Source organism: Pseudomonas sp. AC252 (genome assembly GCF_979258105.1).
Genome location: NZ_OZ409837.1, coordinates 3,930,637 through 3,946,938, shown reverse-complemented (window position 1 = coordinate 3,946,938; position 16,302 = coordinate 3,930,637). Strand labels below are relative to the sequence as shown.

15 protein-coding genes are annotated in these 16,302 nt (G+C 58.4%); 12 read left to right on the top strand and 3 right to left on the bottom strand.

What is annotated here, in order from left to right:
• The first annotated feature begins 17 nt into the window (after positions 1–17).
• Positions 18–1,583: a methyl-accepting chemotaxis protein gene (locus ACZZZ4_RS17990; RefSeq protein WP_129999168.1), complete on the top strand. Its 1,566-nt coding sequence runs from the start codon at positions 18–20 to the stop codon at positions 1,581–1,583.
• Between the two features lie 497 nt (positions 1,584–2,080).
• Positions 2,081–2,500: a type II toxin-antitoxin system YafO family toxin gene (locus tag ACZZZ4_RS17985; RefSeq protein ID WP_039763041.1), complete on the top strand. Its 420-nt coding sequence runs from the start codon at positions 2,081–2,083 to the stop codon at positions 2,498–2,500.
• A 293-nt stretch (positions 2,501–2,793) separates the two neighbouring features.
• Here ACZZZ4_RS17985 and ACZZZ4_RS17980 read toward each other — a convergent pair whose 3' ends face one another.
• Both ACZZZ4_RS17980 and ACZZZ4_RS17975 read right to left on the bottom strand, forming a co-directional pair.
• Positions 2,794–3,147: a DUF6124 family protein gene (locus ACZZZ4_RS17980; protein WP_016773880.1), complete on the bottom strand. Its 354-nt coding sequence runs from the start codon at positions 3,145–3,147 to the stop codon at positions 2,794–2,796.
• Positions 3,148–4,530: 1,383 nt separating this feature from the next.
• Positions 4,531–5,211, bottom strand: coding sequence for an alpha/beta family hydrolase (locus tag ACZZZ4_RS17975; RefSeq protein ID WP_463548351.1), 681 nt, complete (start codon positions 5,209–5,211; stop codon positions 4,531–4,533).
• A 92-nt stretch (positions 5,212–5,303) separates the two neighbouring features.
• Here ACZZZ4_RS17975 and ccoN (ACZZZ4_RS17970) point away from each other — a divergent pair, with 92 nt between their 5' ends.
• From ccoN (ACZZZ4_RS17970) to ccoP (ACZZZ4_RS17935), 8 genes are all read left to right on the top strand, one after another.
• A complete protein-coding gene (gene ccoN / locus ACZZZ4_RS17970) occupies positions 5,304–6,728 on the top strand; it encodes a cytochrome-c oxidase, cbb3-type subunit I (RefSeq protein ID WP_463548350.1) in 1,425 nt (474 codons plus the stop codon).
• A gap of 10 nt (positions 6,729–6,738) precedes the next feature.
• Positions 6,739–7,347 carry a cytochrome-c oxidase, cbb3-type subunit II gene (ccoO, locus tag ACZZZ4_RS17965; RefSeq protein ID WP_003223389.1) on the top strand — a complete coding sequence of 203 codons (609 nt, stop codon included), beginning with the start codon at positions 6,739–6,741 and terminating at the stop codon, positions 7,345–7,347.
• 3 nt (positions 7,348–7,350) lie between these two features.
• On the top strand, positions 7,351–7,548 hold the full coding sequence (locus tag ACZZZ4_RS17960) for a cbb3-type cytochrome oxidase subunit 3 (RefSeq protein WP_016773878.1): 198 nt from the start codon (positions 7,351–7,353) through the stop codon (positions 7,546–7,548).
• On the top strand, positions 7,545–8,501 hold the full coding sequence (gene ccoP / locus ACZZZ4_RS17955; protein ID WP_463548349.1) for a cytochrome-c oxidase, cbb3-type subunit III: 957 nt from the start codon (positions 7,545–7,547) through the stop codon (positions 8,499–8,501). The genes ACZZZ4_RS17960 and ccoP (ACZZZ4_RS17955) overlap by 4 nt, the downstream gene beginning before the upstream one ends.
• Before the next feature lie 499 nt (positions 8,502–9,000).
• Entirely contained in the window at positions 9,001–10,443 is a 1,443-nt protein-coding gene (gene ccoN, locus ACZZZ4_RS17950; RefSeq protein WP_039763035.1) for a cytochrome-c oxidase, cbb3-type subunit I, read from the top strand.
• Positions 10,443–11,051, top strand: coding sequence for a cytochrome-c oxidase, cbb3-type subunit II (gene ccoO, locus ACZZZ4_RS17945; protein WP_007917161.1), 609 nt, complete (start codon positions 10,443–10,445; stop codon positions 11,049–11,051). The genes ccoN (ACZZZ4_RS17950) and ccoO (ACZZZ4_RS17945) overlap by 1 nt, the downstream gene beginning before the upstream one ends.
• 5 nt (positions 11,052–11,056) lie before the next feature.
• Positions 11,057–11,242 carry a CcoQ/FixQ family Cbb3-type cytochrome c oxidase assembly chaperone gene (locus ACZZZ4_RS17940; protein WP_016775513.1) on the top strand — a complete coding sequence of 62 codons (186 nt, stop codon included), beginning with the start codon at positions 11,057–11,059 and terminating at the stop codon, positions 11,240–11,242.
• The gene (gene ccoP / locus ACZZZ4_RS17935) at positions 11,239–12,222 is read left to right on the top strand and encodes a cytochrome-c oxidase, cbb3-type subunit III (RefSeq protein ID WP_463548348.1); all 984 of its coding nucleotides are present in this window, start codon (positions 11,239–11,241) and stop codon (positions 12,220–12,222) included. Before ACZZZ4_RS17940 ends, ccoP (ACZZZ4_RS17935) begins: the two co-directional genes overlap by 4 nt.
• Before the next feature lie 542 nt (positions 12,223–12,764).
• Here the strand turns inward: ccoP (ACZZZ4_RS17935) and ACZZZ4_RS17930 are convergent.
• Positions 12,765–13,769, bottom strand: a complete 1,005-nt coding sequence (locus ACZZZ4_RS17930) for a metallophosphoesterase family protein (protein WP_415763156.1) — start codon at positions 13,767–13,769, stop codon at positions 12,765–12,767.
• Positions 13,770–14,247: 478 nt separating this feature from the next.
• On the opposite strand from ACZZZ4_RS17930, the gene ccoG reads away from it, so the two are divergent.
• Positions 14,248–15,663: a cytochrome c oxidase accessory protein CcoG gene (gene ccoG / locus ACZZZ4_RS17925; RefSeq protein WP_463548347.1), complete on the top strand. Its 1,416-nt coding sequence runs from the start codon at positions 14,248–14,250 to the stop codon at positions 15,661–15,663.
• 13 nt (positions 15,664–15,676) lie between these two features.
• Positions 15,677–16,216, top strand: coding sequence for a FixH family protein (locus ACZZZ4_RS17920; protein WP_415763158.1), 540 nt, complete (start codon positions 15,677–15,679; stop codon positions 16,214–16,216).
• Positions 16,217–16,302 lie beyond the last annotated feature (86 nt).

Genomic DNA, 16,302 nt, shown 5'->3' with positions numbered 1-16,302 from the left:
TTGCGGATTGAAAAACCATGCGTAACAACCAGCCCATTACACAACGCGAGCGGACCTTTCCAGCTCAGCAACGGTTGATTTCCACCACCGATGCCAAGGGCGTGATCACCTACTGCAACGACGCGTTCGTTGAAATCAGCGGGTTTTCGCGGGAGGAACTGATCCGGGCGCCGCACAATCTGGTCCGTCACCCTGACGTGCCATCGGCGGTGTTCTCGCACATGTGGGGCACATTGAAACAAGGCTTGCCATGGATGGGCATCGTCAAGAATCGCTGCAAATCCGGTGACCACTATTGGGTTAACGCCTACGTCACGCCGGTGTTTGATGGCAGCCAGGTGGTCGGTTACGAGTCGGTGCGCGTCAAGCCCACCGCCGAACAGATCCGCCGCGCCGAAGCGCTTTACCAACGCATCAACCAGGGCAAGTCGGCGATTCCTTCGACGGACAAATGGCTACCGATCCTGCAGGATTGGCTGCCGTTCATTCTGGTCAGCCAGTTGAGCTTCATGATCGGCGCGACGCTGAACTCGCAATGGGGCTTTGCCCTCGCCGCCGCGCTGTCGGTGCCGCTGGGCCTGATGGGCCTGCAATGGCAGCAACGCGGGCTCAAGCGCCTGCTGCGCCTGGCCGAACAGACCACCTCCGATCCGCTGATCGCGCAGATGTACACCGACAGCCGTGGCGCGCAGGCGCGTCTGGAGATGTCGATCCTCAGTCAGGAAGCGCGCCTGAAAACCTGCCTGACTCGCCTGCAGGACACCGCCGAACACCTGACCGATCAGGCCAAGCAGTCCGACGCCCTGGCGCACAACAGCTCGACCGGCCTGGAACGCCAGCGCGTGGAAACCGAACAGGTTGCCACCGCCGTCAACCAGATGGCCGCCACCACCCAGGAAGTCGCCAGCCACGTGCAGCGCACGGCTGACGCCACCCAGGAAGCCAATCGCCTGACCGGCCGCGGACGCGACATCGCCGGGGAAACCCGCGAAGCGATTCAGCGCCTCTCGGTGGTCGTCGGCGAAACCGGCCTGACCGTGACGCAACTGGCCAAGGACAGCGACGAAATCGGCGGCGTGGTCGACGTAATCAAAGGCATCGCCGACCAGACCAACCTGCTCGCCCTCAACGCCGCCATCGAGGCTGCACGTGCCGGCGAAATGGGCCGAGGTTTTGCGGTCGTGGCTGACGAAGTCCGCCAACTGGCACAACGCACCAGCGAATCGACCGGGCAGATTCATGCGCTGATCGCCAAGTTGCAACAGACCGCCTCCAGCGCCGTGCAAACCATGGAAGCCGGGCATCGCCAAGCCGAAGAAGGCGTGGCGCGGGTACTGGAAGCGGATCAGGCGTTGGTCGGCATCAGTGAAGCGGTGGCTAATATCACCGACATGACCACCCAGATCGCCGCCGCGACCGAAGAGCAAAGTGCCGTGGCTGAGGAGATTAGCCGCAACATCAGCAATATTTCGGAACTGGCGGATCAGACGTCCGAGCAAGCGCACAACTCGGCGTTGCTCAGTGAAGAACTGACGAAGACGGCCAACACGCAGTATTCGTTGGTGGCGCGGTTTAACCGCTGATTGGATGGCTGGAATGAAAAAACCCGGATGGCGTGAGCTTTCCGGGTTTTTTTTGCCTGCTGCAATTGGCGGTCTCCGGTAGAGCGCTTTCGCGAGCAGGCTCGCTCCCACATTGGAACTGCGTGGGACCACAGTTTTGTGTCCGACGACAATCCCCTGGAGCGAGCCTGCTCGCGAAGAGGCCTTCTCTGCCGAAGTCGATCTCCCTCAAGCAATGTAGACACTGCCTACAACTCGCCCAGAATGAGCCGACTGGTGCTCGTTGAGGCCAGGTTCTATTGTTTGCCGGTCAAAACTTATTCACATAAGCTGGTCAGCATGAATACACATCCTTCGGAGGCTCCGATGGCCACCACCCGAAAAACCGACAAACCCAGCAAAAGGAAGTTCGTGAAGAACTGACATTCCTCGATGTTCGGCAAGCCGCGCGTGATGGGCAGAAAGTGTTCGATAAATTTGTGATCACTGGCAGGCTACCGATCACAAAGTAGGCCTGAATGCCAGCAATCAAAATCTCTGCACTTTTTGAACGAATCAATAACTGGCAGAACTTCGCTGCACACTTCTACAACTACAAAATCTGCGATGAATTACCTGCCATTTTCGGACGGGATGAACGACTCGATCTGAACGACATGCACCATATCCACCTTGCCAGTACACAGGCACTGCAGGCTCGATGGGCAAAAATCAATCGTCAGTATTACCGGACAGCATTGGTAAATGATGCTGACAATGACTTTTGGCTGATTTATGCCTATGACTCTTTTCGGGATGAGTACTTGCTACTGACGATCACCGGCCCGGATGCCCATAACCGAAGCGAGTGGGGGTCATTTTTGCGCACCGTGCATTGTGAAATCGTTGAACCCTGGGCATTAGGCAGGATTATCTTTCCCGATCTGGATGATTTGTGACTCAAAGAGCTAATCGAGACCGGCAACAAGCGAAAGATCGCTACCTGCGCACCGTCCATGCCGATGATTTGTAGGGGCTGTGGCAGGCTGCGATCCTTTGATACTGCAAAACCGGGCAGCGAAAGCTTCCGGTTTTTTTATTGCGTGTCTGAAATTGATAGTGCTTGGCAGACCACCTTCGCGAGCAGGGCTCGCTCCCACTTTGGAACGTAGTGGGATCACAGACATGTGCCCGACGACAATCCCCTGTGGGAGCGAGCCTGCTCGCGAAGAGGCCATAAAAGCCAGCGAAATTACTGAGGCAACTTCAGCTTATCCAGCAGCCGATTGACCAACAGTTCGTTGAGCATGATCACCTGTTGCAGCGCCAGCAGTGGTTTGCGTTCCGGGCCGCCTATCGAGTTGGCGATATTACCGGCCATGGCATGCGCGTATGAAAGCGACTCGCAGGCCTCGACCAACAGGGTTTCGTCATCCAGCGTGGGGTCGACAACATAGATGGGGCGATATTTCGGCGAACTTGGCGGGGCTGCCAGGTCTTCGGGTTTGAGGTAGTAATCGAGGGCGCGGTCGGTGGCTTCCTGGATTTTTTGCGGGTCTAGTGCGCGGTCGTGGGAGGGTGGCGGGTTGGGGGTTACTTTGAACATGATGAAACTCCTATTGCAGATTCAAGGAGCCATCACCTTCGCTACCAAACGAGGGTGGCGGCCATACGCGGGTTGGTAGACCGGCTGCAATAGGAACCCGGCGCCCGCGAACGAGCCCCACGCATGACCACCATATAAACCGAGCCCTCAAAAAAGGACGGCATCAAGGCGTAGACATACGGCCATCACAGACGGGCTACCAAACCCGATCACTGCTTTGTGTCAGTGACCGAGAAACGATATAGCCAACCTCACGGCGCGTAAGCCGGCGGATTCTGGCGTACGCGTAGGCAACGGCGCAAGGAGTTGTAGCCGGGATGGCGTAACGGATCGTGTAGTTTAAACGTTGGTATTTGATGATGTTTAAGGGCAGGGATTGCCTCTGACAGTCAGGTGGTTTGAGGTCGTCTGGAAGAGCGCTTTCGCGAGCAGGCTCGCTCCCACATTTGGACCGAGTACGTCAGTGAGGGATTGGTCGACTGTGAGGCCACCATCGCTGGCAAGCCAGCTCCCACAGGGATTTGGTCCAAACGGTAGAGATTGGTCGACTGGGAGACCGCCATCGCTGGCAAGCCAGCTCCCACAGGGATTTGGTCCAAACGGTAGAGATTGGTCGACTGTGAGGCCACCATCGCTGGCAAGCCAGTTCCCACAGGGATTTGGTCCAAACGGTAGAGATTGGTCGACTGGGAGACCGCCATCGCTGGCAAGCCAGCTCCCACAGGGATTTGGTCCAAACGGTAGAGATTGGGCGACTGGGAGGTCGCCATCGCTGGCAAGCCAGTTCCCACAGGGATTTGGTCCAAACGGCAGAGATTGGTCGACTGGGAGGCCGCCATCGCGAGCAGGCTCACTCCTACAAGGGGCGCGGTGTACATCAGGAAAAATCAGGTCGGCTGTCAGGCCGCCTTCGCCAGCAGGCTCGCTCCCACAGAAAAGCAAAGCAGCGCAGCTGCCCGCGGCAAAGCCGCCCCACTCAACAATGAGCGCAAGCTCGCGTGCCCTTGATCTTGATCCACCGGCGACGTCGGAAGGCTGAGTGGAGGGATTGATCCGGGGAGGGAGCGCAGCGACCGTCTGGCGCAGCCAGACACAGCGGAAGGAGGTGCAGCGAAGCAAACCGGAGCCGCTGCGCCCGGATCGATCCCGGAGCGAAGGGACCCGAGCCTGCGAGGGCCGAACGCAGGAGCTAGCGTTTTTTGCTTACTTTTTTCGGCGCTTGTAAAAAGTAAGTCGCCGTCAGGCGAAACCGCCAGCCGCAGCGCCCGAAGCAACGGATATGCCCCCAAGAGCAAGATCAACAGCTACCCCCTCACCCCAACCCTCTCCCCCAAGGGGGCGAGGGGGAAAGGGAGCCGATCTCCATGGAGAACAGAATCTCGGTCAACCCTTGAGAAACTCGGATACTTTCTGCGCGGCGCGGGCCAAATGCTGTTCATGCGTAAACCCAGAAACCTTCAGCGGCTTCAAATCATGATCCCCTGCCGCCAGCCAAGTCACCTCAATACTCGGTGACAAGCTGTAAGCCGCAACCGCCTCGCGATTCCCCAGAGCATCCCGCTCCCCCTGCACTATCAACGCCCGCGTACGCAACGAAGCCAAATGCTCAACCCGCGGCTTCTCCGGCTTCCCAGCCGCATAAAACGGATACCCCAGACACACCAACGCATCAACACCCAACTCATCCGCCACCAGACTCGCCATTCGCCCGCCCATCGACTTGCCGCCAACCGCCAAAACCCCAGCGACATGACGCCGCACAAGCGCAAACACCTCCCGCCAGCAATCCAACAGTTTCGCAGCAGGATTCGGCGGCCGCTTCACCCCATCCACCCGCCGCTGCGCCATATAGGGAAACTCAAACCGCAACACGTTGACCCCAAGCCCGGCAAGACGCCCAGCCATGTCGTTCATCCAGTCGCTATCCATCGGCGCCCCCGCCCCGTGGGCCAGGATCAAAGTCGCCGAAGCCTCACCAACAGCGGCATCCCATAACCATCCATGATCGAGCACACACTGCGCCCATTGATCCCCGTCAATACTGGCCTTGTGCTGTTTGTCCATGCTTGCCTCGCTTTTAGTCTGCCTATAACTCCAGGCGAAGGATTCGTGCGGCTTGCGCGCGCTCACTTCGGCTGAACCGTGGATGGGGAACCATGAACACTTCTATCAGTACCGCCTACAACTACAAGGTGGTCCGCCAATTCGCCATTATGACGGTGGTGTGGGGCATCGTCGGCATGGGCCTCGGGGTTTTTCTCGCGGCGCAATTGGTCTGGCCGGAACTCAACTTCAATCTGCCCTGGACCAGTTTCGGCCGTCTGCGCCCGCTGCACACCAACGCGGTGATCTTCGCCTTCGGTGGCTGTGCGCTGTTCGCCAGCTCTTTCTATTCGGTGCAACGCACCTGCCAGACGCAATTGTTCGCGCCGCAAATCGCCGCATTCTGCTTCTGGGGCTGGCAACTGGTGATCCTGCTGGCGGCAATCAGCCTGCCACTGGGTTACACCAGCTCCAAGGAATACGCCGAACTGGAATGGCCGATCGACATCCTGATCACCATCGTCTGGGTTGCCTACGCCATCGTGTTCTTCGGCACGATCATGCAGCGCAAAACCAAACACATTTATGTCGGCAACTGGTTCTTCGGCGGGTTCATCATCACCGTGGCGATCCTGCACATCGTCAACAATCTTGAGTTGCCGGTAAGTTTCACCAAGTCCTACTCGGTGTACGCCGGTGCAACCGACGCGATGGTGCAGTGGTGGTACGGCCACAACGCCGTGGGCTTTTTCCTCACCGCCGGCTTCCTCGGCATGATGTATTACTTCGTGCCGAAACAGGCCGAGCGTCCGGTGTACTCGTATCGCCTGTCGATCGTGCACTTCTGGGCCTTGATCACCCTGTACATCTGGGCCGGCCCGCACCACTTGCACTACACCGCGCTGCCGGACTGGGCGCAATCGCTGGGCATGGTGATGTCGCTGATCCTGCTGGCACCGAGCTGGGGCGGCATGATCAACGGCATGATGACCCTCTCGGGCGCCTGGCATAAGTTGCGCAGCGATCCGATCCTGCGCTTCCTCGTGGTGTCGCTGGCGTTCTACGGCATGTCGACCTTCGAAGGGCCGATGATGGCGATCAAGACTGTCAACGCCCTCTCCCACTACACCGACTGGACCATCGGCCACGTTCACGCCGGCGCCCTCGGCTGGGTGGCGATGATTTCGATCGGCGCGCTGTACCACATGATCCCGAAAATCTTCGGCAAGGCGCAGATGCACAGCGTCGGTTTGATCAACGCGCACTTCTGGCTCGCGACCATCGGCACCGTGCTCTACATCGCGTCGATGTGGGTCAACGGCATCGCCCAAGGCCTGATGTGGCGCGCGGTGAACGAGGACGGCACGCTGACCTACTCCTTCGTCGAAACCCTGGTGGCCAGCCATCCGGGATTTGTCGTGCGGCTGATCGGCGGGGCGATTTTCTTAAGCGGCATGTTGCTGATGGCTTACAACACCTGGCGCACCGTGCGGGCCTCGCAGCCTGCCGACGTCGTCGCTGCCGCGCAGATGGCCTGAGGAGTCCGCCATGAAACACGAAACGATTGAAAAGAACGTCGGCCTGCTGATGCTGCTGATGGTGTTCGCCGTGAGCATCGGCGGCCTGACCCAGATCGTCCCGCTGTTCTTCCAGGACGTCACCAACAAACCGGTAGAAGGCATGAAGCCCTACACCGCGCTGCAACTGGAAGGCCGCGACATCTATATCCGCGAAGGCTGCGTCGGTTGCCATTCGCAGATGATCCGCCCGTTCCGAGCCGAAACCGAACGCTACGGGCACTACTCGGTGGCCGGTGAAAGCGTCTGGGATCACCCGTTCCTGTGGGGTTCGAAACGCACCGGGCCGGACCTCGCCCGGGTTGGTGCGCGCTACTCGGATGACTGGCACCGCGCGCATTTGTACAACCCGCGCAACGTCGTGCCGGAATCGAAGATGCCGGCCTATCCGTGGCTGGTCACCCAAGCGGTCGACAGCAGCCACACCGAAACCAAGCTGAAAACCATGCGCACCCTCGGCGTGCCGTACACCGATGACGACATCAGCGGCGCGGTCGCCAGCCTCAAGGGCAAGACCGAAATGGACGCCCTCGTTTCCTACCTGCAAGTGCTCGGCACTGCAATCAAGAGCAAGAGGTAAGTCATGGTCATTGAAATGAGTGCAGGCCTGATTCGCGGCCTCGGCACGGTCGTGGTGTTCGTCGCCTTCGTCGGCCTGACCTTGTGGGTGTTCAACCGCAAGCGCACCCCGGAATTCGCCGAAGCACGCCTGCTGCCCTTCGCCGACGAACCACTACCCGAAACAATTTCAGCCCCTGAAACAAGGAGTACCCGGCCATGACCACCTTCTGGAGTACGTGGATCTGCGTACTGACCATTGGCAGCCTGATCGGCCTGACCTGGCTGCTGATCGGCACCCGCCGGGGCGAGACCAAGGGCAGCGTCGACCAGACCATGGGCCACAGCTTCGACGGCATCGAGGAGTACGACAACCCGCTGCCGCAGTGGTGGTTCATGCTGTTCGCCGGCACGCTGGTGTTCTCGGTGGGTTATCTGATTCTGTATCCGGGCCTGGGCAACTGGAAAGGCATCCTGCCCGGTTACGAGGATGGCTGGACCGGCGTGCACGAATGGGAAAAGGAAATGAACAAGGCCGACGCCCGGTTCGGTCCGATCTTCGCCAAATTCGCGGCGATGCCGCTGGAAGAAGTGGCCAAGGATCCACAGGCGCTGAAAATGGGTGGTCGTCTGTTCGCCTCCAATTGCTCGGTGTGCCATGGCTCGGATGCCAAGGGCGCGTTCGGCTTCCCTAATCTCGCCGACAGCGACTGGCGCTGGGGTGGCGATGCCGAGACGATCAAGGCCACCATCATGGGCGGCCGCATGGCGGCGATGCCGGCCTGGGGCGAAGTGCTCGGTGAGGCTGGGGTGAAAAACGTTGCCGCGTATGTGCGCCACGAACTCGCCGGCCTGCCGCTACCCGCCGACAGCAAGGCAGATCTGCAAGCCGGGCAGCAGGCGTTCAGCACTACTTGCGTTGCCTGTCATGGCGCCAGCGGCCAAGGCACTGCAGCGATGGGCGCGCCAAACCTGACTCATCCGGCCGGCTTCATTTATGGCACCAGCCTTACCCAGCTTGAGCAGACCATTCGCCATGGTCGCCAAGGGCACATGCCAGCGCAGAACGAACTGCTGGGCAACGATAAAGTGCAATTGCTTGCCGCTTATGTGTACAGCCTTTCGAAAAATGATGAGCAATTGAGCGGCAAGCTTCAAGCTGAAAGCTCCAAGTAAAAGCAACAGCCCTGTATGCAATTTTGCAGGCGACTTGTACCCACTTGTCGCTTGCAGCTTGCAGCTCGTAGCTGCTTCTTTTTGTCGCACCCCTCGCGCCCTCTCCTTTCGGAACCCCTGATTCGGGTCTACGCTTCATCGAAGCGGACCGGCTGAAGTCGGTTTTCAGATCAATCCCGAACAATGCGCACCATGAACCGGTTGATGGATTCGCCGCAAACGCAGGTAGATAACGGCTGTTGCGCCGATTGCCTTCAATCCCCCGATCACAACGTGTGAACGGGCACCGTTGACGGCGATCCGGATTGCGAGCTTTTCACGCCCACTGCGACATTTTGTCAGAGGCCATTTTTGACCCTACGCGGCGCATGGAAAGGCCGCAGAATCAGCGTTGGAAAGCATTGACCCAGGTCATGGCGCGTTGCAATGACCCCCTGCTTTATACATACTTGCGGCCGATTTTATCCCTATAAAAATACCCAAACCGTGGAACCTTAGAATGAGCACAGCAATCAGTCCGACTGCTTATAACTATAAGGTAGTCCGCCAGTTCGCCATCATGACGGTGGTCTGGGGGATCCTTGGCATGGGGCTCGGTGTCTTCATCGCCTCGCAACTGGTCTGGCCGGAACTGAACTTCGGTCTGCCGTGGACGAGCTTTGGACGCTTGCGCCCGTTGCACACAAACCTGGTGATTTTCGCCTTCGGCGGTTGTGCACTGTTTGCCACTTCCTACTATGTCGTGCAGCGAACCTGCCAGACGCGACTGATTTCCGACAGCCTCGCGGCCTTCACCTTCTGGGGCTGGCAAGCGGTCATCGTCGGCGCCATCGTTACCTTGCCGCTGGGTTACACCACCACCAAGGAATACGCCGAGCTGGAATGGCCGATCGCGATCTTGCTGGCGATTGTCTGGGTCACCTACGGTCTGGTGTTCTTCGGCACCATCACCAAGCGCAAAACCAAGCACATTTATGTCGGCAACTGGTTCTACGGCGCGTTCATCGTCGTCACCGCGATGCTGCATATCGTCAACCACATGTCGCTGCCGGTCAGCCTGTTCAAGTCTTATTCGGCTTACTCCGGTGCCACTGACGCGATGATCCAGTGGTGGTACGGCCACAACGCCGTGGGCTTTTTCCTGACCACCGGTTTCCTCGGGATGATGTACTACTTCGTGCCGAAACAGGCCGAACGCCCGATCTACTCCTATCGTCTGTCGATCGTGCACTTCTGGGCGTTGATTACCCTGTACATCTGGGCCGGCCCGCACCACCTGCACTACACCGCGCTGCCGGACTGGGCACAATCGCTGGGCATGGCGATGTCGATCATTCTGTTGGCGCCAAGCTGGGGCGGCATGATCAACGGCATGATGACCCTGTCGGGCGCCTGGCATAAATTGCGCACCGACCCGATCCTGCGCTTCCTCGTGGTGTCGCTGGCGTTCTACGGCATGTCGACCTTCGAAGGGCCGATGATGGCGATCAAGACGGTCAACTCGCTGTCGCACTACACCGACTGGACCATCGGCCACGTACACGCCGGCGCCCTCGGTTGGGTAGCAATGATTTCGATCGGCGCGATCTACCACATGATTCCGAAACTGTTCGGCCGGGCGCAAATGCACAGCACCGGGCTGATCAATGCGCACTTCTGGCTTGCCACTATCGGCACCGTGCTTTACATCGCCTCGATGTGGGTCAACGGCATCACCCAGGGCCTGATGTGGCGTGCAATCAACGATGACGGCACCCTCACCTACTCGTTCGTCGAAGCGCTGCAGGCCAGCCACCCGGGCTTCATCGTCCGTGCGCTGGGCGGTGCTTTCTTTGCCAGCGGCATGCTGCTGATGGCTTACAACGTGTACCGCACCGTTCGCGCGTCGGATCCGGTTGAAGCCGAAGCCGCCGCCAAGATTGCCGTCGTTGGAGCTCACTGATGAAGCATGAAGCTGTCGAGAAGAATATTGGCCTGCTGGCCTTCTTCATGGTCATCGCCGTCAGTGTGGGCGGCCTGACCCAAATCGTTCCGCTGTTCTTCCAGGACGTCACCAACAAGCCGGTCGAGGGCATGAAGCCGCGCTCGGCGCTGGAACTGGAAGGCCGCGACGTCTACATCGCCAACGGTTGTGTCGGCTGCCACTCGCAGATGATTCGCCCGTTCCGCGCTGAAACCGAACGCTATGGCCACTATTCGGTTGCCGGTGAAAGCGTCTGGGACCACCCGTTCCTGTGGGGTTCCAAACGTACCGGGCCGGACCTGGCCCGCGTGGGCGGACGTTACTCCGATGACTGGCAACGTGCGCACTTGTACAACCCGCGCAACGTGGTCCCCGAGTCGAAAATGCCGGCTTACCCGTTCCTCGTGGAAAACAAGCTCGACGGCAAGGAAACCGCGAAAAAAATGGAAGTCTTGCGCACCCTCGGCGTGCCGTACACCGACGAAGACATCGCCGGTGCACAGGATGCCGTGAAGGGCAAAACCGAAATGGACGCGCTGGTGGCCTATCTGCAAGGCCTGGGCACCATCATCAAAAGCAAACGGTGAATCTGATGGATATCGGGATGATTCGAGGCCTGGGCACCGTGGTCGTGATGGTGGCCTTCATCGGTCTGGCCTTGTGGGTGTTCAGCCCCAAGCGCAAGTCGGAATTCGACGACGCGACCATGCTGCCTTTTGCCGATGATCCCGAAGCCATCAAGCACGTCGAGCAAGCTTCTAGGAGTAACAAAGAATGACTACATTCTGGAGTCTGTACGTCACAGTCCTCAGTCTCGGTACGATCTTCGCCCTGACCTGGCTGCTGCTGTCGACCCGCAAGGGCCAGCGCAGCGAACAGACGGACGAGACGGTCGGCCACTCCTTCGACGGGATCGAGGAGTACGACAACCCACTGCCGAAATGGTGGTTCATGCTGTTCGTCGGCACCATCGTGTTCGCCCTGGGTTACCTGGCGCTGTACCCGGGTCTGGGCAACTGGAAAGGTCTGCTGCCGGGCTACAATTATCTGGATACCGAGAAGCAGACCGCGTTCGCCAACGGCCAGACCGGCTGGACCGGCGTCCACGAGTGGGAAAAGGAAATGGCCCGTTCCGACGCTCGCTTCGGTCCGATTTTCGCCAAGTTCGCGGCGATGCCGATCGAAGAAGTCGCCAAGGATCCGCAAGCACTGAAGATGGGTGGCCGTCTGTTCGCGTCCAACTGCTCGGTGTGCCACGGTTCCGACGCCAAGGGTGCCTATGGCTTCCCCAACCTGACCGACGCCGACTGGCGCTGGGGCGGCGAGCCGGAAACCATCAAGACCACCATCATGGGCGGCCGCCACGCGGTGATGCCGGCGTGGGCTGAAGTGATCGGTGAGCAAGGCGTGGCTGACGTAGCCGCCTTCGTGGTGACCAATCTCGACGGGCGCAAGCTGCCGGAAGGCACCAAGGCCGACCCGGCCAATGGCCAGAAACTCTTCGCCGCCAACTGCGTGGCTTGCCACGGCCCTGCCGGCAAAGGAACGCCGGCCATGGGCGCGCCTGACCTGACCCATCCGGGCGCGTTCATCTACGGCTCGAGCTTCGCGCAACTGCAGCAGACCATCCGCTACGGCCGTCAGGGCCAGATGCCAGCGCAGGAACAACTGCAGGGCAATGACAAGGTGCACCTGCTGGCGGCGTATGTTTACAGCTTGTCACATGGTGAAAAAGCAGCGGAAGCGCAGGCAGAGTAACGCCAACGCTTGAAGCGTAAAAGGCCCCGCCAATGAGATTGGCGGGGCCTTTTTTCATGCCGGCATTCATGATTCGAAACGTTTGTTCAATGGACCTGAGCTGCGATGCCCGGTAGGGTTTTTCGGCCCCGATAAGCCATATCGGGTCCACTTCAAGGATGAAGCCCTAATGTCGAAAGATGATCAACGCACGCAGCAGAATCAGCCTCACACCAGCTCTGCCCACAGGGCAAGGTTCGAACGAACCTCTGCCAAACCGTTACCTAAGGTTTCGCAGCAGACCATGAACAGCCCCGGTAACGGTGGCGGACTTGACGGCCTCGGCGGCGGTCGACTGCTCTGACAAGGGCGAACCCGAGCGCACCGTCATCACGCCTCGCAGCGTGGATCTTTGCTGATGTTTCTACTGGATACCCATGTAGTTTCCGAGCGGCGAAAAATTGCCGACTTCCAGCTCAGCGGCGTCCCTCTGATCAACCCATGGATCGCCGCGAATAACTGGTAGATAGACACCCCGCGCCCGATCATCGGCGGGGCGTTTTTCATGGGCGTTGGGCAAAGATTGAATGCACCGCCGTGGTGTCGATCAACGTCCGATTGCGCCACTGGTTGTTTTCCACCAGATAAACCTGCAGATGCTTGCGGTCCTCGGTGAAGCTAGCGGTCAGATAGGTCTGCTGAGAGGTACTGCCGCTCAGGTAAACAGGCACGTTCCCCTCCTGATACGCATCACCGCCATCCTTATGCAAATGGCCAGCAAAGATCGCCGTCACTTGATATTTGTTGACCATATCGCGGAAGCGTTTTTGTTGCGTATAGCTCCCCTTGTGGTCCAACGGTTTATGCATATTGATGATGATGGCGTAACCCGACGCTCGGGCCAGTCTCAGATCGGTCTCGAGCCAGTCAAGGGCATCATTGATTTCAAATGTCGTCGGATTCAATGGATGAGCAATCCGGGCGGTGTAGGTCGGCTCGTTGTTGAGCTGAACCATATGCACTTCGCCGATATTTTTCGAATAGGCGAGGCTTCCGGAATACGTCTTGCCCAGAAAGCCGCTGGCTATCTTCAGATCGAAGTTATCGACTTTACGCTCATGATGCTCCTTGAACTCGACGATACTCCCGGCAGCACAGCTATTGGTAAAGCAATCGTCGACGTTATTTTCATAATCGTGATTGCCCAGCCCATACAAATAATCACCAGCGAAATACTTGTTCAAAGTGGCCTTCATATAAGACCGCTGCCAACCGTGCCCAAAAGCGGTTATATCGCCATTGATCATCAAAGGAACCTGCGCTAGAGAGCCGTGTTGATTTCTGAATTCGGCAATGCTCGCGAGTTGGGTTTCAACCAGCCATTTCGAGCGTTCCTTGAAGTCTGAATCCGATTCGGGCTCGCGACTGTCGGTCTTGTCGGTCCACGGATACTGAGTATCCGAAGCAAATACCATGTGTTTCGGCATGTCAGTAGCAGCCTGAGCGGAAATAGCCGAAGCGACCAGGCAAGCACTGATAAAGAGGCTCATTAGATTATTCAAAGTCATGCTTTAAATTCCATTTAAGTTAACCGTCGATGCGCAAAAGAATTTTCGCGAGAACAAAACTTATGCGAATACAGCGAAAACTTCAAAGCATTCACCAACAACAATCAAGTTTATATATTTCAGACCCGACGACTTACAACATGCGGCGCCATTGGAACCTGGTAGAACTTGTAATGGCAGTGATAACGAGCGTCGGATTATCATTCAACTTTGCGAAATCAACGCCTGCGACTTGAACATGCGATTGAAAAGATGAACTAGCCGCTTCGGCAAAACCGTCCATACTCACTTAGTCAATTGATCTGCGTCAGGCTTTCGCGCAATCGCTACACCATCTGCATTTTTTACCCAACGCGACCAAAGGTCGCACCCTTGAGCCAGAGCGGCAGGCGTATCATCGCGCTACTGCAACAGCCCTTTTTGACTTCGGTTGGCACGTATCGACCGAGGCATTTTTCCACTGCCGTGGGATGCAATGATGAGCAATCAGATTCCGGTACACGACGTCACGCCGCCGAGCAAGAACGCGAACAACAGCGTCGACCTTTATGCCTCACGAGAAAAAATCTACACCCGTGCTTTCACCGGCCTGTTCCGCAATCTGCGGATGCTCGGCGGTGCGGCGTTGTTTCTGCTGTATTTCGGCACGGTGTGGCTGAACTGGGGCGGCCATCAGGCGGTGTGGTGGAACCTGCCGGAGCGCAAGTTCTTCATCTTTGGCGCGACTTTCTGGCCACAGGATTTCATCCTGCTCTCCGGTCTGTTGATCATTGCTGCATTCGGCCTGTTCTTCATCACTGTCTATGCCGGGCGCGTCTGGTGCGGTTACACCTGCCCGCAGAGCGTATGGACGTGGATTTTCATGTGGTGTGAAAAGGTCACCGAAGGCGACCGCAATCAGCGCATCAAGCTCGACAAGGCGCCGATGAGCGCCAAAAAATTCCTGCGCAAACTGGCCAAGCACTCGCTGTGGCTGCTGATCGGTTTCGTCACCGGCATGACCTTTGTCGGCTACTTCTCGCCGATCCGCGACCTGGTCATCGAGTTCTTCACCGGCGAGGCCGATGGCTGGTCGTATTTCTGGGTCGGTTTTTTCACCCTCGCCACGTACGGCAATGCCGGTTGGTTGCGTGAGCAGGTGTGCATCTACATGTGCCCGTATGCGCGCTTCCAGAGCGTGATGTTCGACAAAGACACACTGATCGTTTCCTACGACCCGCGCCGTGGTGAAAGCCGTGGGCCGCGCAAGAAAGGCATCGACTACAAGGCGCTGGGGCTGGGCGATTGCATCGACTGCACGATGTGTGTGCAGGTCTGCCCGACCGGCATCGACATCCGCGATGGCCTGCAGATCGAGTGCATCGGCTGCGCTGCGTGCATCGACGCCTGCGACAGCATCATGGACAAGATGGATTACCCGCGCGGGCTGATCAGCTACACCACCGAACACAACCTGTCGGGGCAGAAAACCCATAAACTGCGTCCGCGCCTGATCGGTTACGCCGTGGTACTGCTGGCAATGATCAGCCTGTTGGTCGCCGCGTTCTTCATGCGCTCGCTGGTTGGATTCGATGTCAGCAAGGACCGCGTGCTGTACCGCGAAAACGCTGAAGGGCGGATCGAAAACGTCTACAGCCTGAAGATCATGAACAAGGATCAGCGCGACCACACCTACCTGCTGCAAGCCGAGGGCCTGCCGGACCTGCGCCTGCAAGGCAAGCGCGAGATCAAGGTGGCCGCCGGCGATATCGTCAGCATGCCGGTCGAGTTGTCGAGCGCGCCGGAACAACTGCCATCGAGCACCAACGAGGTGAAATTCACCCTCAAGGACGCCGATGACGACAGCGTCCACGTTGAAGCCAAGAGCCGATTCATCGGCCCACAAATCCGTTGAGAGAATTTTGAACATGCCCGCTGCAAACGCCGCAAGTCCCTGGTACAAGCACCTCTGGCCGTGGATCATCATCGCCATCCTCGCCTGCTCGGTGGCCTTGACCCTGTCCATGGTGACCATCGCGGTGAACAACCCGGACAATCTGGTCAACGACAACTATTACGAAGCGGGCAAAGGCATCAACCGTTCACTGGATCGCGAGCTGCTGGCGCAAACCCTTAAGCTGCGTGCAGCGGTGCACCTGGATGACGTGACCGGTGAAGTCGACTTGCGCTTGAACGGTGACAGCCAGCCGCAAACCCTGGAGCTGAACCTGATCTCGCCGACCCAGCCGGAGAAGGATCGCAAGATCGTTCTGACCCGCAGCGCAAGCGAGAGCGGGCGCTACATCGGCCAGTTGGGTGACAAGGTTGAAGGTCGGCGGTTTGTCGAATTGCTCGGAAGCCAGGACGAGCACGTGTGGCGCATGTTCGAAGAAGAGCTGGTCAGCCATGACAAGGAACTGCTGCTGGGTGATGAGCCATTGCAGGGTGCGGAAGACCTGAAAAACTAAGCCTTTTACTCTGATCGTTCCCACGCTCTGCGTGGGAACGCAGCCGGGACGCTCCGCGTCCCAGCCGAAGCGGACGCGGAGCGTCC

Excerpts from the sequence above, each read along its gene's own strand:
- ACZZZ4_RS17990 (WP_129999168.1), top strand. The coding sequence starts at position 18 with ATGCGTAACAACCAGCCCATTACACAACGCGAGCGGACCTTTCCAGCT.
- ACZZZ4_RS17985 (WP_039763041.1), top strand. The coding sequence starts at position 2,081 with ATGCCAGCAATCAAAATCTCTGCACTTTTTGAACGAATCAATAACTGG.
- ACZZZ4_RS17980 (WP_016773880.1), bottom strand. The coding sequence starts at position 3,147 with ATGTTCAAAGTAACCCCCAACCCGCCACCCTCCCACGACCGCGCACTA.
- ACZZZ4_RS17975 (WP_463548351.1), bottom strand. The coding sequence starts at position 5,211 with ATGGACAAACAGCACAAGGCCAGTATTGACGGGGATCAATGGGCGCAG.
- ccoN (WP_463548350.1), top strand. The coding sequence starts at position 5,304 with ATGAACACTTCTATCAGTACCGCCTACAACTACAAGGTGGTCCGCCAA.
- ccoO (WP_003223389.1), top strand. The coding sequence starts at position 6,739 with ATGAAACACGAAACGATTGAAAAGAACGTCGGCCTGCTGATGCTGCTG.
- ACZZZ4_RS17960 (WP_016773878.1), top strand. The coding sequence starts at position 7,351 with ATGGTCATTGAAATGAGTGCAGGCCTGATTCGCGGCCTCGGCACGGTC.
- ccoP (WP_463548349.1), top strand. The coding sequence starts at position 7,545 with ATGACCACCTTCTGGAGTACGTGGATCTGCGTACTGACCATTGGCAGC.
- ccoN (WP_039763035.1), top strand. The coding sequence starts at position 9,001 with ATGAGCACAGCAATCAGTCCGACTGCTTATAACTATAAGGTAGTCCGC.
- ccoO (WP_007917161.1), top strand. The coding sequence starts at position 10,443 with ATGAAGCATGAAGCTGTCGAGAAGAATATTGGCCTGCTGGCCTTCTTC.
- ACZZZ4_RS17940 (WP_016775513.1), top strand. The coding sequence starts at position 11,057 with ATGGATATCGGGATGATTCGAGGCCTGGGCACCGTGGTCGTGATGGTG.
- ccoP (WP_463548348.1), top strand. The coding sequence starts at position 11,239 with ATGACTACATTCTGGAGTCTGTACGTCACAGTCCTCAGTCTCGGTACG.
- ACZZZ4_RS17930 (WP_415763156.1), bottom strand. The coding sequence starts at position 13,769 with ATGACTTTGAATAATCTAATGAGCCTCTTTATCAGTGCTTGCCTGGTC.
- ccoG (WP_463548347.1), top strand. The coding sequence starts at position 14,248 with ATGAGCAATCAGATTCCGGTACACGACGTCACGCCGCCGAGCAAGAAC.
- ACZZZ4_RS17920 (WP_415763158.1), top strand. The coding sequence starts at position 15,677 with ATGCCCGCTGCAAACGCCGCAAGTCCCTGGTACAAGCACCTCTGGCCG.